We start from the raw sequence: 21,707 nt of genomic DNA, 5'->3' as shown, positions 1-21,707 counted from the left end.
GATGTTGTGATAGGTGGCAGCGAACCGATTGCCGCCTACAAATGCATGGTCATTTCGCCTACGTGTATCCGGTTGCTGCTAATCTGAAAATGTCGGCAGAGTAACTGAATGAGCGCCTTTGCTGCTTTACGAAGTGTCGGCGGGGCGTGGTCAAGTTCACCCTCAACAGCAATGACCAGTGCCCGTTGATCGAGCTGTTCGGCAGGCAGGCCGATACCACGGGCAGCCCGCGCAACATAGCGTTCGTGCCGCAACCGAAAGACGGTGCCGGTATGATCGATGTAGTAGTGCCAGCGCGCAGCCGTATGCGCCTGCGTCAGTGCCAGGCTCGCCGGTCCTGGCGTTGGGATAACGACAATGGTATCAATCGCTCGCCGACGTACCTCACCGTCACCGGCAAAGAGACTGACATCGATGAACGGGCGATCAGGTCGGGGTGATCCCACCAACGGGGTTGCCTGCATCACCGGGAGCGAACGCGGATTGTGCATCCGTGATAATCGGATAACACCGGATACGCCCTGACGGTGTGAGCTGAGCAATGCGGTGAGACGACCGAACGGATTGCCCGGTGGCAGTGGCCGGTCGAGTGGCCAGTCCGGTGCCGGCAGGCGACAGGCCACCACATCGAGGGCAAACGGCATCAACGCGATGGGGATGCCATCAACGACATCTGTTTCGGGTGGGCCAAGCGGTGCGCCCAGATCTTCGTCAAGCGCGTACCGCACGAGCGCCGCCTCAGCCTGATACCGCCGACCGGTACGCAGGGCAAAGAGATCATCAAGCAGGAGATTCGCCAGTTGCCTGGCTCGCTCACGACTCAGACCGGGAAGAATCATCTGGCCTGCCGCAGCACGTCGAATATCACTCAGACGGTAGATTACCTGCCACTGACCAACCGGCGAGCAGAGGCTGTCGAGGGCGAAGTGCTGGCAGGCGACATGCCATCCCGGTGCCAGAGCGAGGCGGTGGTTGTGACTGATTGGCATGCCAAGTTCAGCCTCATGGTCGAGAAAATACTGATGGAATGCCCAGCCCGGTTGAAACCCGTTGATCGGGTCGGCAGCCCGGAAGATAGCGTCGAGGAGCGCCAGACGTTGCGGGCTGGCGGGAACATCACGTAATCGCTGAATTGGCTCATCGGGGCGCAGCGTGTCATCCGGGCCAACGGTTGCAAAGAGCGCATCACGAGCGTAGACCTCCACCAGATAGCGGGTGCCATCGGGAAGTGACAACACTCGTTCCCGATCATTCGGTGATGATGCCGCACGTGATGCCGGTGGACGGGCGATTAACGAGGCCACCGGCATCCCCAGATGAAGGGTACGTGCTGTGGTAGCGAAGGGCCAGCTCGCGGGCAGGCCACTCCCGGCGGCGCGATAGGCGACATCGAGCATCCGTTGGCGCATCTGCTCGGTCGGCGGCATCGTCGGGGCGCCGGGAAGATCGGCAAACACCTCACTGACAAAGCGTTGCCAGGGGAAGCCAGCCGGATCGGTCTTCCGACCGGGGGCAATGTCAAGGTGGCGGACAACCTGGTTTGGCGGAATCTGATACTTCTGCACCAGCTCGCGGGTTAACCAGCGTGCCGCCGCATACTGTTCCGGCGGATACGGATCGCGACCATCGTTCCGGTTCTCTAACTCAATCCCAATCGACACATCGTTACAGCCGTAGACGGTACGTCCGTCCACCTCCCAACGACTGACACCGGCGTGCCAGGCAATATCGTGATCGGCAACCAGTTGCACAATGTGTCCACGTTTATTGATGTAGTAATGCACAGACACTTCACGGCCTGGCGCACCACCCTGACGCAGCCACTTCAGATCACCGGGATAGGTGCCGGCGGTGGCGTGTAACACCACCATACGGATGCGATCAGGGGTGCCGGGCTTGAAATTGTTGCGCGTCATTCCTAGCCATTCAATCTGATACATGACTCACCTGATATATGTTCAACAGCGCCGGCAGATTCCCTTACTGCCGATCTGCTTGCAAACGCTGACGTGCCCATTCCTCTTGAATGCGTAAACGCCGGATATGTGGATGGCGAGGCTGCGATGATAACGATGGGCCAAGCGTAAGAACCGGTGGCTGGTCGGTGGGTGGGCGCAGGTAGATTGGACCGTGGCTGCGACTACGCACATAGAGGGCCGGCACAAACCACGACACCTGATCGGTTTCACCGACATACAGGGCAATGCGGGCAGCTGCCAACGCTTCCTGAACACTCCGTCCCTGGGCCAGACCGGCGTACACAATACTGGCGATGCGGGTAGCGGCGTCGGCCCGAATCGTAAACTGCATCCCAATCACCACCGGCACGCCGGCCATACTCAGTGCCGGTGCGACGCTACTGAGCAGGGTTGCGCCTGGGGTTGCCATAGCGCCCTGACAGGCGTGGAGCACAACCATCTGCACACCGCCAAATGCAGCCGCAAGCGCATCTGGTGGCGTCCATTCCTCGCCACCACGTTCGTGGTCAAGCAGCAGTGCCCCGCTCCCCTGCTCATAGCGACCGTGGCCGTAGTAGTGAATGACATCAGGAGACCATTCGCGGACGACACGTTCCAGCTCCCGGCGGGAAACGGGACTCAGCTCGCGAACCTCGGCCAGATTCCGTTCGAGCAGAGGTTGCAGGGCGTGCATACGCGCACTCCGCTCGATTTGGCGGAGTTCCATCGGAATACCGGCCTGTGGTGAGAGCGCGAGAATCCGCAGCGCACCACGCCCTGGGGTTGGTGCAGGTGGAGGACCGGTATGCTTCAACCGTCGTTCAATCGTCGCCGCCAGGCGACGCTCCGTCAACAGTGGCGTTGGTTCATCAGCCCAGAGCAATTCCCAGGGCAACGCAGCCAGTGCGACATCGGCTGGTGCGTGAGCGTGAAAGTGGCAAGAAATCAGGAGCGGTCGATCAACAGCCAGGGCGTAGGCTCGCACAATCTTCAACGCCTCGGCACCACGCTTATCGTGCGTGAGTGCGCGAAAGAGCCGTCGCCCGACCCGTCGTGGCAAATCAACCGGTGCCCGATTATCTTCATCCCAAAAATTGAGTTCACGGAGCCGATCCTGCTCTGCCTGACTAAACATAAATGCCGTCTCCTGGGCGGCTGTCCAGGGGTGGGGATATGCCGGGTCTTGCAAGACATCGAGTGCGCGCAAAACCAGCGGCACATCGGCTTCGGCAATCGGCATCGGCATCTGGCTCTGCGTAATATCAATCACTTCGTTAGACTCCCAACGCACGAAGAAACCACGTTGGTACGAACTGAAATCGATAGACAGCAGGACGGGCTGGTATGTTGATCGCATAGCGTTTGCCGGTATTGGTTGCAGGGTAAACGAGAGCTGTAGGGTAGAACCGACCTGATCGAACCGCGCAAGCAGTGCCCTTCGCAGGCAACACAACTATTGCGGAATAATACAAACTATCGCCTGGCGAAAGCACGGCACATAATGCTCAGTACTCCTACAAGCCCTCTTACACCATCAGAAAGACATCCTCTAACGTTCACTCGACGAGTGCGGCACCTCGGCCTCGAGTAACCTGCTGAGTAGTTGCTGGTCAGGTTGCCGCTCGGCGATAGCCAGGCGATCACGTTGTAACGTCTGACGTAACCGTTGCCGGGCGATTGCCGCGCTGGCCGTTGGTCGGTGCAATGATGAATGAAGAGTATTGGGATGCGAGCGGGTCATCATTGAAAATCCTCCCTCCTGTGCAAGTATCGTAGACAAACATCACCGGAAAGCGCCGCCTGACGTGGTAACCCGAGCTTCAGTCCTGGCCCTGGGGCGGATCAGACTAGATTGTCATCGGTCCTCCTTTCTACTATGTACTGTAGTAAACATAACCACACAGAAAGCGCCGTCTAAATATGGTCACCCGGCCTTTAGCCTCAACCCTGGAGTGGGCGGATCAGAGCTACATTCTCATTGGTCCTCCTCTCTACTATGTACTGTAGTAAATACGATCACCAGAAAGCGCCGTCTAAATATGGTCACCCGGCCTTCAGCCTCGGCCCTGGAGCGGGCGGATCAGAGCTGCATTCTCATCGGTTCGCCTTTCTACTATGTACTGTAGTAAATACGATCACAAAGAAATACCACCTTCTGCCAGACCGACCACCGTCCAGTCACGACGAGACCAGCGGCCTGCGTTAGCCAGCAGGGTTGCCTGACACTCCTGCCAGCGTTCAGGACTCCACAGCTCCAGATACTGATCCATACCGACCAACACCGCGTGTCGTTCCAGCGTAGCGTAGCGGCGCAACGACTCGCTGAGGGTGATAGTTGCCTGTTCATCAATCGCCAGCACGTGGGCATCGGCAAACAGCAACCGGCGCAGCCAGCGTTCGTCGGCACCACTCAGCGAGAGACTACTCACCCGTCGGGCCAGCCCGCGCCAGAATGGTTCCGGGCACAGATGCAGACAGCGCTCGAACCCACGGGTAACCACGACGCCGGGGAAGAGCAGCGGGCGTAGCGGAATAGGGAGCGTCAGATTGCCGGCTTCATCGAGTGTCACGTCCCATGTACCAAGTAGCATGTCTGCCTCATTGTACAATAACGGGAGCTATTGGGGTTCTTTTCAGGTTGTTGTTGGTATACTGCATATACTATAGCATATAATATTCGAGTCGTCTAGCCCTCTGCCGGGTTCTTCCTGGGGACTTGACTTTACTACAATATGTAGTATTATAACACCAAACCGCACTAATACGCCAAAATATTGATCGAACGATGCAGGAGGAGTTTCATGAGGTAGATTAACTACATCCCAACAAGCACCCAATAACAACCTGACGGCTAGACAAATCGAACGACCTGTGCTAAAATGATGTCCAACAAGAACCCGAAAGGAACCCCGCAATGCAAACAGTGAACAGCGACGCAACCATGAATACTGTGACCAATGCCGATCATCTGGCTGTGCAACTCCCACTTCAGGTTATGGGGCTATCAACTGTCTACGCAGCTACACTCGAGTTGATCGAGCGCCGCTTCCCAACAGTGTTGCCCGATCACCTGTGGGCAGAGGTCGCCGGCGGGGTCGTTCTCTCGCTGGCGCCGGTTGCCCTGGCGGCTCGTCGCCTTGGCAGCCTTGACTGGCGCCGCTATGAAGACCTGGTATGGCGAAGTTTTGTGGCTGCGGGCATTCCTATCATTCTCTGGCAGTTAGGCGAGAATGTCTTGCGTCGCCGCGCAGCCGAAGAGTACTTGCGCCGACCACGAAGGAGCGCGATTAATTATGCCGACGATACCGCGCCGCTGGCCAACCGAACTGGAGACCGAGAGGGTGGAACTGATCCGCGTGGCGGAAGAGGCGGCTCAGGCCATCCTTCAGGCCCGGAGTACGCTGGATGAGGTACGTGCCGAACTCGGTCGTAATGTCCATTTGTGTCGGGTGCTGATTGTCACTGCCGAACGGGCCGTGTACGACGCCCTTGCCGACCTTGAACGTATGCGGCGGCATATGGCTGTCGTGCGTGGCGCCGAGATTAACGGGCGCTGGCCGATGGTTGCTGCCCGTCAGCGTGATGAGAGCGAGCACGCCCTCGAACAGGCACAAACCTGTCTCGAAGAAGCACAAGACCTCTTCGAGACATTACGGCAGAGTTATCTGGCTAATTTTATGCTGGCTGAAGCTGTCCTGGCCGATATGACGCTGGCGCTGGCACGTGCCCGCCGTGCTCTCGAACAGGTTGTGCGTTTACTGACCGAAGCAGCTATTGGCCGCGAGTAGAGCATCATCGGTGATACGCAGGTGACAGATGATGAAGTACTCTGGAACTTCCTGCACTGGCCTCCAGTGTACTTCAAATCACGTATGCCCTGCGTCCCTTGTATATGAAGAGTATGGCGGCTATGGATACCCTACCCTGAAGGGGAAAGTACTGACATGCGTCCGTAGTGAATGAACAGCTCACTACCACCTGCTGGTAGCAGAGAAAGGGTAGGGGCACGGCATGCCGTGCCCCTACCTCATCGTCGCATCAGGTTGCTCTGCATCCACGCCCCTGATGAATCTCCAGTTCCTTGCGAATGGCACGTTTGGAGGCACTCCAACCCAGATATGACACCTGAACGATGCACACTGTTGAGCAAGAGTTGATGCTACGGCGTTGGTGTTACCTGCACTGTACTGGTCGGTGTCGGCGAAACGGCGGGTGGTGTAGCAAGTGGCGTAGGTGTTGTAACATCCTCTGCCGTGTCGCCGGCAATGTCGCTCAGTCGATTCAGAAATCGGATCAAACGTTCACTCCGTAGCTCAACCTCACGAATGCGCTCATTCTGCTGGGCCTGGACGGTTGCAACGACCGCTACCAGGACGCGCTCTTCTGCCAACTGATCTTGCAGGACAACCGCTTCAGCAACCGCTGTTTGCAATGCCCGGCCCAGCGCTACGGCAGTGGCAGCCTGGCCGACCTGGGCTGTTGCCGCTGTCGCCAGCGCATCAGCCTGTACTTCCAGTTCATCGATCCGCTCACGCGCACCGTTCAGATCGCTCAGGGTCTGGGCCTGAGCAGTTTGAAGCTGACCAATACTCTCCGCCTGGCTGGTCGTAAGCGCCTGGAGCGTCTGCACGCCCTCATTGGCCTCGCGAATTTGCTGTGGCGTGGTCAGATCGACACCTGCCCAGTAGAGAATGCCACCTGCGACAACCAGTGCCAGTCCCACCGCTATGGCAATGGTGAATAACCAGCCGATGAATCCGATCAGCCGACTCAGACAACTGCGCGATTGGGTTGGCGGGGGCGCGGTACGTGCTGGTACCTGGGGTAGAGGGTTTTGATTCGGTTCAGGTTGGGTCATGGTCTTCTCGTCTAATCTGCGCGGACACACGCGGTATTGTATCATGCGTAGCAGTCTGATCCACACGTTGAGATGATATGATGGGTTCGTAAGATTGCAGATAGTGTCGTGTGGTTTGAAGCGCAGAAATCGTACTCTTCACATGTACGCTGCCAGGTGCATTACATTCGCCACTTTGCCTGATTTCCCATCAATCTACCGCAAGGCTTTGTGCATAGCGAGGCTGGAGCAGGTTTCCAATCCCTGCCATCGGTAGATAATCGACGCAATAGGTGGCTACACGGTGCGTTGTGTCTGAACAGGGTGATGGAACCCTATCGCTTTCCCGGTGCTCACTCTTGACAGTCCGCAGGGCCATGGCTACAATCGCAGCAGCCAGATTGCTACACCGAGGAGCATATGAGAGTTCCACTGTCGTGGTTGCGAGAATTTGTAACAATTGATCTGCCGGTCGAGGAACTGGCCCGCCGCCTGACCTTTGGCGGTATGGAGGTCGCTCAGATTCATCGTATCGGCGTTGAAGGTGCCCCTTTGCCCTGGGATCCCGAACTGATCGTGGTGGCAAACGTCCTGGAGGTTCGTTCGCATCCGAACGCAGATCGCCTGGTGCTGGCCGACGTTGATTACGGTGCCGCGCAGCCCCATACGGTGGTGACCGGTGCCCCCAATCTGTTTCAGTACCGTGATCAAGGGCGTTTAACTCATCCGCTCAAGGCGGTATTCGCTCGCGAAGGTGCGCAGTTGTACGATGGTCACGCTGAAGGGTGGGTGATTACAAAACTCAAGGGCCGCCCGGTACGTGGCGTGATGAGCGATGCCATGCTCTGTTCCGAGAAAGAGCTGGGGTTGAGTGAGGATCACGAAGGTATTTTGATTTTGCCCGATGACGCACCGGTCGGAATGCCGTTACGCGATTATTTAGGCGAAGTAGTGCTTGAAATTGATCTCACGCCTAATTTCGCTCGTTGTCTCTCTATTGTTGGTGTGGCCCGCGAAGTTGCCGCCCTCACCGGTGCACCACTGCATATCCCCGAACCACAGGTTGAGGCAACCGGCCCTTCGCTGATTGGGCGGGCCGCAGTGACTGTGCTTACCCCCGATCTCTGTCCGCGCTTTATGGTCGGGCTGGCAGAAGGCGTCAAGATCGGTCCGTCACCCTTCTGGATGCAGCGCCGGCTGATCAATGCCGGGATGCGCCCGATTAACAATATTGTTGACATTTCCAACTATGTGATGCTGGAGTGGGGCCAACCAACCCACGCCTTCGACGCCGACCGGGTTGCCAATCGTCATTTGATTGTGCGGCTGGCCCAGCCTGGCGAACGCCTGACCACGCTCGATAACCGTGACCGTGATTTAACCCCTGGTGATGAGAGTGGCTTAACCCATCCGCCCCTGCTGGTTTGCGATGAGACCGGGCCGCTGGCGGTGGCGGGTGTGATGGGTGGTGCAAGTTCAGAGGTAAGCGAGGCAACAACGAATGTCTTGCTGGAAGCGGCGATCTGGGAACCGGTACAGATCCGACGTACCGCCCGTGGCCTGAAGCTGCCTAGTGAGGCATCACGCCGCTTTGAACGCGGGGTAGATTACGAGTTGCCCCCTATCGCGCTGCGTCGCTGTCTCGAACTGATGCGTCTCTACGCCGGTGCCACCATTGCCGCCGATTTCATCGATGTCTACTCGCGTCCGTGGCAGTCGGTGACGATTGATTTACCTCCGTCCGAAGTGCGTCGGCTCCTCGGCATTCACCTCGATAGCCATACCATTGCCGACATGCTCAGCCGTCTTGGCTTTGAGTGTACGGTGGTGGGAAGTGCAACGGTCGGTGATTTTGCCATGCTGGCGGTTGAACCGACAGTGCGCGTGAAGGTGCCTTCATTTCGACAAGATGTGACCATGACGGCTGACCTGTGCGAGGAGATTGCTCGCATCTACGGTTATGACCGCATCCCAGATACCCGACTGGCCGACGAGCTGCCGCCACCGGCGACCCAGCGCGCTATCGAGCTTGAGGAGCAGGTTCGTGATCTGATGGCCGGCGCCGGTCTGACCGAATTGATCACCTATTCGCTGATCGATATGGAGCTGGTTGCCAGGGTCCACCCATCTGAAGCGATAGCTGATCGCTACCTCAAGCTGAGCAATCCCAGCACACCAGAGCATGTCTACCTGCGCCGCTCGCTGCTGCCTTCAATTGCCGCAGCGCTGGCGATGAACCTCCGTGAACGCGAACGCTCGACAGTCTTCGAGATCGGGCGGGTGTATCTCCCACTTGCCCAACCAGGACAGGATGATCGCTGGCTACCCGACGAACCCCGGCGTCTGGCAATCGCTCTCGCCGGTCCTCGCCAGCCAGAGAGCTGGTTGAGCACCGACCGCGACTGGCTCGATTTCTACGATGTCAAAGGGATTGTCGAGCTGCTTGGTGAACGCCTGGGGCTGTCCGACCGGCTGAGCTTTGTGCCGCTCACCGACGACGAGCGCTTCCACCCCGGTCGGTCAGCGACGCTTGTGCTCACCACGCAACGTGACGGGCGTGGACGGGCGGTTGAGCAGCAGGTCGTTGGTGTGCTTGGCGAAGCCCATCCACAGGTACGTGCCCGGCTTGAGGTGACGGTACCGCGCATCGTGCTGGCCGAGATTGATCTGGAAACCCTGTTCGTCCATGCCGGACAGGCGGTCTACCGGCCAATTTCGCGCTTCCCGGCCAGTACGCAGGACCTCTCCATTGTTGCCGACGAAACGGTGACTGAAGCCCAGATTCGGAGCGTCATTCAGCGTAGTGCCGGCGAATACCTGGAGAGCCTGGTCCTCTTCGACCGGTATAGTGGGCCACAAGTTGGTGAAGGCAAGCGGAGTCTTACCTATCACCTGACTTTCCGGGCTCCCGACCGCACCCTTCTCGACGAGACACTGGCGAAGATTCGCAAGAAGATCATTTCCAGTCTCGAACGGGAACTGGGTGCTACAATCCGCAGCTAAGCGATGGCAACGGCACCGGCGAAACTCATCCTCTGTGGCGAGCACGCCGTCGTCTACGGTCGTCCGGCGATTGCTCTGCCACTGGCCGATATTCGCGCCACGGCTACCGTAGCGCCATCTCCTGCCGGGAGTGGGCCGATGATCCATGCCCCTGATCTCGGTGGCAGGTGGCGCGTGGCCGAACAGCCGACCGATCCACTCAGCAGGCTGGTCACCACTGTCGTCGAACGTTTCGGGCTGCCGGCTGATGTCGAGATCACAATTCGCTCTGCCATCCCAATTGCCAGTGGGATGGGCAGTGGCGCCGCAATTGCCACGGCAATTGTGCGAGAGCTGTTGGCCTACGGCGGTCAAACTCTGCCACCGGCAGAGATTTCTGCCATCGTCTACGAGAGTGAACGTGCGTATCACGGCACACCGAGCGGCATTGACAATACCGTTGTTGCGTTTGAACAGCCTATCTGGTTTCAACGCCGTCCTGATCAACCACCACTCATCGAGCCGATTGTCATTGGCACTCCCCTGACTCTGGTGGTCGGTGATACCGGTGTGCGTAGCCCCACACGCTTACCGGTTGGTGCTGTGCGCGAGCGCTGGCAAGCCGATCCTGCTCGCTATGAAGCACTGTTCGACCAGGTAGCAACGCTGGTCGTTGCTGCACGAACTGCCCTTGCCGAAGGGGATGTGGTGACGTTGGGAACGCTACTCAACACCAATCACGAATTGCTCCGCGACATTGGCGTGTCATCGGCAGAACTTGATTGCCTGACCACCGCTGCCCGTTCAGCCGGCGCTCTGGGTGCCAAACTGGCCGGTGCCGGTTGGGGTGGGGTGATGCTGGCACTCACTACCCCCGATCAGGCACCGGTTATTGCGGCGGCATTACAGGCCGCGGGTGCAACAAATACCCTCGTGACCACAATTGCAGCCACCGGCTGAAACCTCTCAGAAATGCCCTCACCCCCGGCCCTTCTTCCGCTACGCGGGAGAGGGGTGACTGGGGTTTGCGCTAGTGCTTCCTGATGCGGCCAAATTTGCGTTAGCCTTTCTGCCCATCCCTGATCTCGCAGAGAGCAGGAGCCTGCTCTCGCTAGAGGCGACGGTGTTGCGGCGCACGACCGAAATTCATTCCTCTGCGCCTTGCCCCTGGTGGGAGCGACACGAGGGCCAGGGGGTGTGGGGGATACGGCAAGAACACGTTCCGCATGCCGGTTGTTTTTAATTCGTTGCCAACAATACTATTGCATAAAAAATTAAATTATGGTATAGTGATACCGGTTTCCACCAATAACTCAAGCGCCAACGAAGTCACATTGCTCAGTTGCACTAGAGAGGTCGTGCCGTGTATCATCGTAGCCAGCGAACACTCCTTGCCCTCCTCATTGTCTTCGGGTTGTTCGTCACCCTGCTACCGCCCCCAGTCCTCGCCGCCGGCGAAGCCGTCAGAGGAAACTTCAGTTCATGGAATCCCCTCCTAATGTCGTCCAGCCTGGGCGGAACCTTTGTGTACGTAAGTAATCCGGTTAATAACAGTAGTCTTTCGCAAGTTGAGTTCAAGTTCTTCAAAGACACCGAACAGTGGTACGGGAAAGATGCGCCGAATACGATTACGTTCGGCACGATCTTCACCGGTCTCAGCACTGGCGGCTATGATGAGCGTAATCTTAGATTTGCCCACACGAATAACAGTGTGTACGTCTTCAAGTGGGACGGTAATACGCGCGGCGTGGTCTTTCAACTCGACGCCGCTCCGGCTACGATCAGCGGGGTGAGCCGTTCGCCGACAGCACCAACTGCCGGTCAGGCGGTGACCGTTACGGCGACGACCAGCGGTACCTCACCGGTTCAACAGTCCTTCTGGCTTCGCTATGCCGTCAATGGTAACTGGAGCGCTTCAACAGTTGTTCAGATGACCGGTAGTGGTAGTTCGTTCAGCGCTACGATTCCGGCCCAAGCTGCCGGTACGACGGTCAGTTATTATGTCTTCAGTTCGGCCAATACGAGCAGTATTGCCGGCGCTGATGCCGATCTCATGACGATAAACGCCGATACCAACGGCGGGAGCAATTATAGTTACACGGTGAGTAGCGGTACGAGCGCTATTGCCCCTGCGCAGAGTCGGGCACTCTGGCTCGATCTGGCAACGATAGCCTGGAACGGTGGTGCAGCCAGCAGTTTTCGCTTGCTGTACGATCCTGACGGCGGGATGACGACGGCTGCCGAAACGACGCTGTGTACGCTACCCACCCCGGCCACACCGTGTTATCTGCCTCTGACAGCTAGCGGGACGGTGAGTGGTTATAGCAAAAATCCGAACGCAACCGGTCTCACCCGCCTGCTGACCGGTCTGACCACCGACGCCGCCTGGCATCTGTTGCGCGGGCAGTTGGTCGTCGCCGCCTACGATGGCAGTGGGAACCGGATTGATGCCACTCGTGTCCAGATTCAGGGGGTGCTTGATGATCTCTATGCCGCCAACGCGACAACTCAAACCCTGGGTGTGAGCTATAGCGGTGCCGTTCCCACGGTTCGGCTGTGGGCACCGACGGCGAAAACGGTTACTCTCCGCCGTTTTGCCAGCTCCACGACGACGACCTACACCGATCACCCGATGACGCTCGATCCGACGAGTGGCGTCTGGAGTGTCACCGGCGATGCGAGTTGGGATCGTCAGTTTTATCTCTTCGCGGTCGAGGTCTATGTTCCGGCACTCGATGCAGTGGTCACGAACCTGGTCACCGACCCCTACGCCGTCAGTCTCTCGCAGGACGGTGCCGCCGCCAATGATGTGCGGAGTCAGTTTGTCAATCTCGACGATGCCGATCTCAAGCCGACCGGTTGGGATACACTGAGCAAGCCGGCCCTGACCAACCCTGAAGACATCGTGATCTACGAGGTGCATATCCGCGATTTCAGCGCCAACGATAGCACTGTCGCTGCCGCTGATCGGGGTACGTATCGGGCGTTTACCTACGATGGCGCCGGCCCTCACCCGAATACAACCCTCTCTGATGGGATGAACCATCTGTTGCAACTGCGGCAGGCCGGTCTGACCCATATTCATCTGTTGCCAACCTTCGATATCGCCTCGGTGATCGAGAATCCTGCTGAGCGCAGCGAACCCACCATCTCGTTCAACCCGGCGACCGACCGGGCTTCGAGCAATCCCCAGGCGGCAGTTGGTGCGACCCGGCAAACCGATAGTTTCAATTGGGGCTATGATCCATACCACTACGGTGTTCCCGAAGGCGCGTACAGTAGCGATCCGGATGGCGTGACGCGCATCCGCGAGTTCCGTGAGCTGGTGCAAACCCTTAACCAGAACGGCCTGCGCGTGGTGATGGATGTGGTCTACAATCACACTGCCGCCAGCGGGCAAGATGATAAATCGGTACTCGATAAGATTGTTCCCGGCTACTACTATCGCTACGATACCAATGGCACGCTTTACCAGTCGTCGTGCTGTGCCGATACGGCCACCGAGTACGCCATGATGGAGAAGCTCATGATCGATACGGTCGTGCGCTTCGCGACTGCGTACAAGATCGATGGCTTCCGCTTCGATCTGATGAACCTGCATACCCGCCAGAACATGCTCAATGTGCGATCAGCAGTGCAGGCACTGAACCTCTCCACCCATGGCGTTGATGGCAGCACGATCTACCTGTACGGCGAAGGCTGGGATTTCGGTTCGGCCAGAGACAAAGGGCTGACCGTTTGCCCGCACTGCTATGCGCACAAGCACAACATGACCGGCAGCGGTATCGGTGTCTTCAACGATGTCATTCGTGATGCCGCGCATGGTGGTTACAGCACCGACCCGGTTGGTATTCGTCGCCAGGGTTTCATCAACGGTCTGAGCTACGATTGGAACGGTTACAACTACCCCAACCGCTTCCAGAGCGATCTGCACGCTACCATGGATACGCTGCGTTCAGCGTTGCGCGGCAGCGGTACCGATTGGAACGGGCAGGGTAATCCCTTCACCGACGATCCGCAAGAAGCGATTAACTACGTTGAAAAACACGATAACGAGACCCTCTTCGACCAGAACGTCTTCAAGTTGCCCAACGGCGACGGTAGCGGCAATCCGGGCTGGATCGGCAGTAGCATTCCCACCACCACAATGAGTGATCGGGTGCGCAGCCAGAATATGGGAGTGAGTCTGATCGGCCTGGCGCAGGGGATTCCCTTCTTCCATATGGGGCAGGACATCCTGCGCTCGAAATCGCTCGACCGCAACAGTTACGATTCGGGCGATTGGTTTAACCGCGTCTACTGGGATCGCAGCGCGAACAACTTCGGACGTGGGCTGCCGCCGGCCTGGGATAACAGTTCGCGCTGGGGCATCATGACCCCCTTGCTCAACAACACAGCTCTCGATCCCACTACTGCCGATATGAATGCGGCGGCGGCGCATCTGCGCGAGACATTGCGGCTGCGTATGAGTTCGCCGCTCTTCCGCCTGACCAGCGAAGCCGACGTGAATGCCCGTGTTTCGCACTACAACACCGACAACAGTCGCGATGCCTTGCTGGTAATGCGGCTCTCCGATCAGGTCGCGCCCGATCTCGACCCGAATTGGGAGAACATTCTGGTCTTCTTCAACGCCAACAAGGTTGCGCAATCGATCACCATTCCCAATGCGAACGGGTTTGTTCTGCATCCACTGCACACCAACGGTATTGACGACGATCCGGTGATCGCAACCGCGACGTTCAACGACGCGACCGACACCTTTACCATCCCGGCGCGCACGACGGTTGTCTTCGTTTCAACGCAGCCGATGGAGCCGCCGAGCAGCATCGACTGGGTTGGATTGATGTACCCACGCGGCGGTGTCGCCCACGCGATCAATGAGAACAATTTCGCTCCTGCCGGATTCGATGTCTTCGTGCAGGTCTACGAAGCAGGGGTGACGCCAGGGCCGGGCCAGGGTGCGGGGATCGAATGTTACCTGCATTGGGGTCGCTACGGTCAATCGTGGACTGATCTGCCGATGACCTACAATACCGACGTTGGGAATAACGACGAGTATCGGGCGACCATTCCCAAAGCGACGCTGGAGGCGCTGGCACCGGGAACGTATGGCTTTACCACCTACTGCAAGAAGCCGGGCGAAGCGCCGAAGTGGAAAGCGAACAGCTACAACATCAACGGTAATCCTGCCGATGATGACCAGCGCGATGGCCTGATCACGATCATTCCCAGTGCAGATAGTGCAATCGAACCAAATGGTGGTGTCTTCGTCCACCTCTTTGAATGGCGCTGGAGTGATGTGGCAAAAGAATGCACCTTCCTCGGTCAAAAAGGCTACACCGGGGTGCAGGTCTCGCCACCGAACGAGCATATTGTGCCAACCGCTGATCTGGGTGGCAATCCGGCCAATGACTTCCCCTGGTGGGCGCGGTATCAACCGGTCACTCACGACACCACCCGCTTTACCAGCCGCAGCGGTACCTGGGCTGAGTTCCAGCAGATGGTGAACACTTGTAATGCTGCCGGGGTTGCCGTCATTGTCGATGCGGTGATCAACCACATGGCCGACATTCAGGTCGGCACACCACCAACCGGCACTGCCGGTACCACTTACCAGTCGCAACCGGCAGGCTCACGATTTTACGGGACGCAATACCTGCCCGATGATTTTCACGCCGATTGTTTGATTAGCGATTACAGTGATCGCTATCAGGTCCAGTATTGTCAGTTAGCCGGCCTGCCAGACCTCGATACCGGTAAGAGCACTGTGCAGACGAAGCTGCGTGCTTACCTGCAAGCCCTGCTCAATGCCGGTGTCAAAGGCTTCCGCATTGATGCTGCCAAGCACATGGCCGCGCACGAGGTCGGTGCCATTCTCGATGGGCTGACCCTCCCCGGCGGCGGTCGTCCGTACATCTTCAGTGAAGTCATTGACATGGATCCCAATGAGCGGATACGCGATTGGGAATACACGCCTTACGGAGACGTCACCGAGTTTGCCTACAGTATTAGCGTGATCGGGAATACCTTCAATTGTGGTGGATCGCTCAGCAATCTGCAAAACTTCACCACGAACCTACTGCCCTCGCACTTCGCCCAGATTTTCGTTGACAACCACGACAACCAGCGCGGGCACGGTCCCGGTGGTGGCTGTGTCGTTGACCATCGCGACGGTCGGGCACACGTGCTGGCCAATATCTTCACGCTGGCCTACCCCTACGGCCACCCGTCTATCATGTCCAGCTATTACTGGACAACCAACCCCAACAGCAATGCCGGAGATAGTCTTGGTCCGCCGAGTAGCAACGATGGTGGTACAACCTGGGGGCCGGGGCTGGGTGCCGATACACGTCCGGTCTACGGTGCCGGGCAGAGCGCAGGCGATTATCCGGCCAATTGTGCCGGTACGTACCCGAACCCGGTGACCGGTGGTGATCTCGGCAAGTGGGTTTGCGAACACCGCTATCCGGCAATTGCCAATATGGTGCAGTTCCGCCAGACCACGCACGGCGAACCGGTAACGAACTGGCAGAATATTGGGGGAACCCCAACCAACCATATTGCCTTTGGGCGTGGCAACAAGGGCTTTGTCGCCATCAACAACGGATCGGTAGCCGCACCAACGACCTACCAGACCGGCCTGCCTGCCGGCTTCTACTGTGACGTGACGAAGTACGATTTCCAGGGCGGGAAGTGTGTCCTGCCCGGTACCAACACACCGGCGCCGGCCAGTGCATTGATTGAGGTCAATGCCAGCGGTCAGATCGTCAACTATACCCTGGCCGCGCAGGATGCATTCGCCATTCACATTGATGCCCGGCCACAGTACCAGATCACCGTTCAGGCTGACCCAACCGGTAGCGGTGCAGTGATCGGTGGCGGTACCTATCTGCACGGCGCAACCGTCACTGTGAACGCAACCCCGGCCAGCGGCTACACCTTTGTAAACTGGACAGAAGGGGCAACAGTTGTTGCAACAACAGCCAGCTACAGCTTCGTTGCCACGGGTGATCGCGTCCTGACAGCCAATTTCGTGCCGACGGCGACCCCCACGCCATCGGCGACGCCGACCACCCCCACGCCGTCGGTGACGCCGACCACCCCCACGCCGTCGGTGACGCCCACCACCCCTACGCCATCGGTGACGCCCACCACCCCCACGCCGTCGGTGACGCCGACCACCCCTACGCCGTCGGTGACGCCGACCACCCCTACGCCGTCGGTGACGCCGACCACCCCTACGCCGTCGGTGACGCCGACCACCCCCACGCCGACGACTGAACCATCACTTCCCACCCACGAGGTGTATATCCCGCTGGTGATGAATTAGAACGAACTACTTTCCTGTTCAACAAGCGACGGAACGCACAGCGCTGTGCGTTCCGTCATCCAGTTCGTGCGGTCATGCGAGCCAGAGGCTTGCGCTCCCGGCTCCCAGGAAGGTGGGCGAGCATGCCACTCCCCACCGTGCCGCGCCAGGCGCAATAGCTACCCTTACCTGTGCTACAATCTGGCTACGAACTTGCATGGAGTATACCCGTATGTCGTGGTCAGATCTGCTTGCCCATCACTACCATATTCACGGCACACTCACGCCATTACCCGGCGAATACGACCTCAACCTGCTCGTCACAACGGACAACGCGACCCAATACGTACTCAAGGTGATGCGACCGGATTGCGATCCGGCGCTGGTCGAACTGCAATGTGCGGCGCTTGAACACATTGCTACGGTAGCCCCCGATCTGCCGGTGCCGCGTCTTGTGCGTACCCATACCGGCGCGGCATATGTTGCCGCCAATGATCGGCTGATCTGGCTGATTACTGCTCTCCCTGGTGAGGTGTATGCGACCTTTCGACCGCATACAGCCGCGTTGCGCACCGATCTGGGACGACGGGCAGCCCAACTCGATCAGGCGCTGATGACCTTTACTCACCCGGCTCTGAGCCGTCCGCTCAAGTGGAATCTCCTGCAGGCGGAGTGGGCACTTGATCAGATCGCCGTTATTGTCGATCCCGACCGACGCCAGCTCGCTGCGGCAGCACTGCACGACTACGTCGGCGTGAAGTCCACGCTGTGCGCGTTGCCCCACACTGCAATCCACAACGATCTCAACGACTACAATCTGCTCGTGTCGGCTTCGCCCAAAGGTGTTGTCAGCATTAGCGGCATCCTCGACTTCGGCGATCTGTGTTCGGCGCCACGGATCTGCGAACTCGCTATCGCCGCCGCTTATGCCCTGCTCGATCAGCCTGATCCCCTGCGCTGTTTGAGTGATCTGGTGAAGGGCTATCACGCCGTCTGGCCATTGACTATCACCGAGCTTGATCTGCTCTGGCCACTGCTACGCGCACGACTGGCGGTGAGCGTTGTTAATTCGGCACTGATGCAACAACAGCGGCCAGACGATCCCTACATCACCATTTCTGAAGCACCGGCCTGGCGTCTGCTGGCAGCTACAGCGACGACCGATCCAGAGCTGGTTGCGGCCCGCCTGCGTGTGAGCTGTGGAATGCCGTTCAGCCCTGCCGCAACCCGTGTGCAGTCGTGGCTGGCGGCGGCGCGTGGCCATTTCGCGCCCGTGCTTGGTTGCGATCTGACGAACGCGCCGGTGGTGAGTCTGGCTGTCGCCGAGCAACCGCTGCCGCAAGACCCCTTTGCCCTCACCGCTGCTGAAGCGAGGCGGCTGTGCGAAACAACACCCGCTACTGTTCAGATTGGTCGCTACGCTGAGCCACGGCTGATCTATACCGAACCGGCGTTCTTCACGGCGAACCATCCTCTGGCCGAACGGCGGACGGTACATCTCGGTGTTGATCTCTTCGCCCCGTCCGGGACACCGGTGTACGCGCCCTTGCCCGGGATGGTGGTAGCCGTTGAACGCTTCACCGCGCCACTCGATTTTGGTGGTATGGTCGTGCTCGAACACCAGACCCCAAATGGCGACCATTTCTACACACTCTACGGGCATCTCGACCCGAACAGCCTGGATCATCTGCACGTCGGTGAGTCAATAGCCGCCGGGCAACCCTTCGCCGCCCTGGGTGACGCTGCAACCAACGGTGGCTGGCAGCCGCATCTTCACCTGCAACTCATCCTCGATCTGCGGGCGCTGGAAGGGCACTGGCCCGGTGTGGCAGCACCCGACGAATGGGAATGGTGGCAGGCGGTATGCCCCAATCCGGCGCCACTCCTCAATCTCGCCGATGAACAGGTTGCGTATCAACCAATCGACACGACCGGCCTGCTTCAGGAGCGGCGGCGTCATTTTGCCGGTAATCTGCGCCTCAGCTATGCGATGCCCTGCACACTCGTGCGCGGCTGGCGCCACTATCTGTTTGATGATTGGGGTAACACCTACCTCGACGCCTACAACAATGTTCCCCACGTCGGCCATGCCCACCCCCGGCTTCAGGCAGTCGCAGCGCATCAGCTACGGATGATCAATACCAATACCCGCTACCTGCATCCGGCCCAGATCGCGTTTGCCCACGAGCTGCTGGCTAAATTACCCCCACCGCTAAGCGTCTGCTTCTTTGTCAATTCTGGTTCCGAAGCCAATGAACTGGCGCTCCGCCTTGCCCGCACCTTCACCGGGGCGCGCGACATGATCACGATTGATCATGGCTATCACGGCCACACCACCGGTGCTATCGACATCTCGGCCTACAAGTTCAATCACCCCGCCGGCAGTGGCAAACCGGATTGGGTCGAAGTGGTAATGGCCCCCGACCCCTACCGTGGCCCTTACGGTGCCGATGGCGAACGGTATGCGGCAGAGGTGGATCGGGCTATCGAGCGTATCGCCGCCCGTGGTCGGCGTCTGGCCGGCTTCATCGCCGAGACCTTCCCCAGTGTCGCCGGGCAAATCATTCCACCACCCGGCTATCTGGCCGCTGTCTACCGCCGGGTCCGCGCTGCCGGCGGCGTCTGTATCGCCGACGAAGTACAGACCGGTCTGGGGCGGCTGGGCACGCACTACTGGGCCTTCACGACCCAGGATGTGATTCCCGACATCGTTGTCCTGGGCAAACCGCTCGGCAATGGTCACCCTATCGGCGCCGTCATCACCACTGCTGAGATTGCCCAGGCGTTTGACAACGGGATAGAATTCTTCTCGACGTTTGGTGGCAGCACGCTCTCGTGTGCGGTGGGGCGCGAAGTACTGCGGATCATTGACGAAGAGGGCTTAATGGCCAATGCGGCTCACATTGGCAACGACCTGCTGGCCGGCTTGCGCGAACTTCAACAGCGCCACCCCGTTATTGGTGATGTGCGGGGGATGGGCCTATTCATCGGCGTGGAACTGGTCAGTAACCGCACTACGCGCGCCCCGGCTACAACAGCGGCATCCTATATCAAAGAGCGCCTCCGCGCTGAACGCATATTGATCGGTACCGAAGGACCTTACGATAACGTGTTAAAAATTCGTCCGCCGCTCACCTTTGACCGGGCAGCATTTACCGTTCTGCTCGAACGACTTGATACCGTACTCGCCGAGAGCTTTATTGCCCGTGTAGTTGAATAAGTGTCGGTATTCATACGTAAAGTTTCCACTATCTCTTCACGACATCTTCACAATTGCCATCTATCCTGATAGTGGAACTGGAAACACTCGACAACCCAGTTACAATGGAAGGAGTACGGTATTATGGAACAACGACGTATCAACTGGCCGGCGTGGCTGGCCCTTGGCATTTCGCTGCTGGCACTGATCGTTGCCTTCGGCAGCCTGGCAATGAGTCGTACCACTGCCTGGACGATGTGGACAATGCCGGGCTGGTCGAATCAGCAGGTCATCCCACAAGGACCACCTGCCATGCGCGGACGGGGTGATCAGGGTCAGGTCATGCCTCCCGGCTGGCACAACCAGCGCGGCTGGATGAATCCCGGCATGGGCTTCCAGCGTGGGCCGGGGATGATGGGTGGTCGCGACTGGTTTGGCGGACTGATCAGGTTTGTTGATGGCTTGCTCAAACTGGCGGCACTGGCCCTTCTGGTCTGGCTGGGCTTCCAGATCTTTCGCCAACGCCGGAACCAACCGCCGGCAGCGAACCCACCTGCCGGGCCTTCACCCCAACCACCGCTCACCCCGGCAGGGCATGACCCGCGCGTCGAATAGTGTTGGCACAGGAGATATGGAAGACGCGGGACAGTCAGCCTGGCTGTCCCCATCACCTTCTTACCGCAGTTGAATCGGCTGATGGCAGGAGGAAGCAACGGCTATGTCTCGCACCATCCTTGTGGTAGATGATGAACCGGGCATTGTCAAAATTGCCCGCGACTACCTTGAACGGGCCGGTTTTCAGGTGATCAGTGCCGGCGATGGGCCGACAGCGTTACGGCTGGCGCGGCAGGAACATCCAGCCCTCATGGTACTCGATCTGATGCTACCCGGTATGGATGGACTTGACGTAACCCGTGCCCTGCGCCAGGACCCGCTTACTGCGCGCTTACCGATCATCATGCTGACTGCCCGCGTCGAGGAGACCGACCGTCTGATTGGCCTGGAACTGGGTGCCGACGACTACATCACCAAACCCTTCAGCCCCCGCGAACTGGTAGCGCGCGTGCGTGCCGTCTTGCGGCGCAGTGAAGGTTCAACCTCGCCAGGGAAGCAGATTCAGATCGGCGGATTGGTTATCGACCTCGAATGCCGTAGTGTCCGCCGAGATGGTGAAACGATTGAACTGACCGCGACCGAATTCGATCTCCTTGCCGTTTTAGCCAGTGCGCCGGGTCGCCCCTTCACCCGTGCTCAATTGCTCGACCGTGTTTACAACACCGAATATACCGGCTTCGACCGGACTATCGACGCCCATATCAAAAATCTCCGCCGTAAGATTGAACCCGACTCGAATGGGCCACCACGCCTGATCTTGACCGTCTACGGAGTTGGCTACAAGTTTGCCGAAACGTATCCATAATC

At 58.7% G+C, this 21,707-nt stretch carries 13 protein-coding genes; 8 read left to right on the top strand and 5 right to left on the bottom strand.

What is annotated here, in order from left to right; translation table 11 throughout:
- Window positions 1–35: 35 nt before the first annotated feature.
- From CAUR_RS04645 to CAUR_RS04630, 4 genes are all read right to left on the bottom strand, one after another.
- On the bottom strand, window positions 36–1,940 hold the full coding sequence (locus tag CAUR_RS04645) for an N-acetylmuramoyl-L-alanine amidase (RefSeq protein WP_012256775.1): 1,905 nt from the start codon (window positions 1,938–1,940) through the stop codon (window positions 36–38).
- 40 nt (window positions 1,941–1,980) lie between these two features.
- Entirely contained in the window at window positions 1,981–3,315 is a 1,335-nt protein-coding gene (locus tag CAUR_RS04640; protein WP_012256774.1) for a CHAT domain-containing protein, read from the bottom strand.
- Between the two features lie 192 nt (window positions 3,316–3,507).
- Window positions 3,508–3,702, bottom strand: a complete 195-nt coding sequence (locus tag CAUR_RS04635; RefSeq protein ID WP_012660551.1) for a hypothetical protein — start codon at window positions 3,700–3,702, stop codon at window positions 3,508–3,510.
- A gap of 391 nt (window positions 3,703–4,093) precedes the next feature.
- Complete coding sequence (locus CAUR_RS04630; protein WP_012256773.1) at window positions 4,094–4,549, bottom strand: division/cell wall cluster transcriptional repressor MraZ; 456 nt, start codon at window positions 4,547–4,549, stop codon at window positions 4,094–4,096.
- Between the two features lie 350 nt (window positions 4,550–4,899).
- On the opposite strand from CAUR_RS04630, the gene CAUR_RS04625 reads away from it, so the two are divergent.
- Together CAUR_RS04625 and CAUR_RS04620 are read left to right on the top strand one after the other, a co-directional pair.
- A complete protein-coding gene (locus CAUR_RS04625) occupies window positions 4,900–5,367 on the top strand; it encodes a hypothetical protein (protein ID WP_242605066.1) in 468 nt (155 codons plus the stop codon).
- Complete coding sequence (locus CAUR_RS04620) at window positions 5,300–5,746, top strand: hypothetical protein (protein WP_162015851.1); 447 nt, start codon at window positions 5,300–5,302, stop codon at window positions 5,744–5,746. The genes CAUR_RS04625 and CAUR_RS04620 overlap by 68 nt, the downstream gene beginning before the upstream one ends.
- Window positions 5,747–6,117: 371 nt before the next feature.
- Here CAUR_RS04620 and CAUR_RS04615 read toward each other — a convergent pair whose 3' ends face one another.
- The gene (locus CAUR_RS04615; RefSeq protein ID WP_012660548.1) at window positions 6,118–6,816 is read right to left on the bottom strand and encodes a hypothetical protein; all 699 of its coding nucleotides are present in this window, start codon (window positions 6,814–6,816) and stop codon (window positions 6,118–6,120) included.
- Between the two features lie 399 nt (window positions 6,817–7,215).
- On the opposite strand from CAUR_RS04615, the gene pheT reads away from it, so the two are divergent.
- From pheT to CAUR_RS04585, 6 genes are all read left to right on the top strand, one after another.
- Complete coding sequence (gene pheT, locus CAUR_RS04610; protein ID WP_012256770.1) at window positions 7,216–9,798, top strand: phenylalanine--tRNA ligase subunit beta; 2,583 nt, start codon at window positions 7,216–7,218, stop codon at window positions 9,796–9,798.
- 3 nt (window positions 9,799–9,801) lie between these two features.
- Window positions 9,802–10,737, top strand: coding sequence for a mevalonate kinase (gene mvk, locus CAUR_RS04605; protein ID WP_012256769.1), 936 nt, complete (start codon window positions 9,802–9,804; stop codon window positions 10,735–10,737).
- 403 nt (window positions 10,738–11,140) lie between these two features.
- Window positions 11,141–17,107, top strand: coding sequence for a pullulanase-type alpha-1,6-glucosidase (pulA, locus tag CAUR_RS04600; protein WP_012256768.1), 5,967 nt, complete (start codon window positions 11,141–11,143; stop codon window positions 17,105–17,107).
- A 196-nt stretch (window positions 17,108–17,303) separates the two neighbouring features.
- Entirely contained in the window at window positions 17,304–20,306 is a 3,003-nt protein-coding gene (locus CAUR_RS04595; RefSeq protein ID WP_273068629.1) for an aminotransferase class III-fold pyridoxal phosphate-dependent enzyme, read from the top strand.
- Window positions 20,307–20,429: 123 nt separating this feature from the next.
- Window positions 20,430–20,900: a hypothetical protein gene (locus CAUR_RS04590; RefSeq protein ID WP_012256766.1), complete on the top strand. Its 471-nt coding sequence runs from the start codon at window positions 20,430–20,432 to the stop codon at window positions 20,898–20,900.
- Between the two features lie 103 nt (window positions 20,901–21,003).
- Window positions 21,004–21,705, top strand: coding sequence for a response regulator transcription factor (locus tag CAUR_RS04585; protein WP_012256765.1), 702 nt, complete (start codon window positions 21,004–21,006; stop codon window positions 21,703–21,705).
- Window positions 21,706–21,707 lie beyond the last annotated feature (2 nt).

Source organism: Chloroflexus aurantiacus J-10-fl (assembly GCF_000018865.1).
In the GTDB taxonomy this organism is placed as follows: Bacteria; Chloroflexota; Chloroflexia; order Chloroflexales; family Chloroflexaceae; genus Chloroflexus; species Chloroflexus aurantiacus.
Note: the sequence above shows the minus strand (reverse complement) of the source record. Positions and strands in the feature narration are given on the sequence as shown.

What these genes read in the sequence shown, in the direction of transcription:
- CAUR_RS04625 (WP_242605066.1), top strand. Translation starts at nt 4,900, where the DNA reads ATGAATACTGTGACCAATGCCGATCATCTGGCTGTGCAACTCCCACTT.
- CAUR_RS04595 (WP_273068629.1), top strand. Translation starts at nt 17,304, where the DNA reads ATGGAGTATACCCGTATGTCGTGGTCAGATCTGCTTGCCCATCACTAC.
- pheT (WP_012256770.1), top strand. Translation starts at nt 7,216, where the DNA reads ATGAGAGTTCCACTGTCGTGGTTGCGAGAATTTGTAACAATTGATCTG.
- mvk (WP_012256769.1), top strand. Translation starts at nt 9,802, where the DNA reads ATGGCAACGGCACCGGCGAAACTCATCCTCTGTGGCGAGCACGCCGTC.
- CAUR_RS04585 (WP_012256765.1), top strand. Translation starts at nt 21,004, where the DNA reads ATGTCTCGCACCATCCTTGTGGTAGATGATGAACCGGGCATTGTCAAA.
- CAUR_RS04590 (WP_012256766.1), top strand. Translation starts at nt 20,430, where the DNA reads ATGGAACAACGACGTATCAACTGGCCGGCGTGGCTGGCCCTTGGCATT.
- CAUR_RS04645 (WP_012256775.1), bottom strand. Translation starts at nt 1,940, where the DNA reads ATGTATCAGATTGAATGGCTAGGAATGACGCGCAACAATTTCAAGCCC.
- CAUR_RS04640 (WP_012256774.1), bottom strand. Translation starts at nt 3,315, where the DNA reads ATGCGATCAACATACCAGCCCGTCCTGCTGTCTATCGATTTCAGTTCG.
- CAUR_RS04615 (WP_012660548.1), bottom strand. Translation starts at nt 6,816, where the DNA reads ATGACCCAACCTGAACCGAATCAAAACCCTCTACCCCAGGTACCAGCA.
- CAUR_RS04635 (WP_012660551.1), bottom strand. Translation starts at nt 3,702, where the DNA reads ATGATGACCCGCTCGCATCCCAATACTCTTCATTCATCATTGCACCGA.
- CAUR_RS04630 (WP_012256773.1), bottom strand. Translation starts at nt 4,549, where the DNA reads ATGCTACTTGGTACATGGGACGTGACACTCGATGAAGCCGGCAATCTG.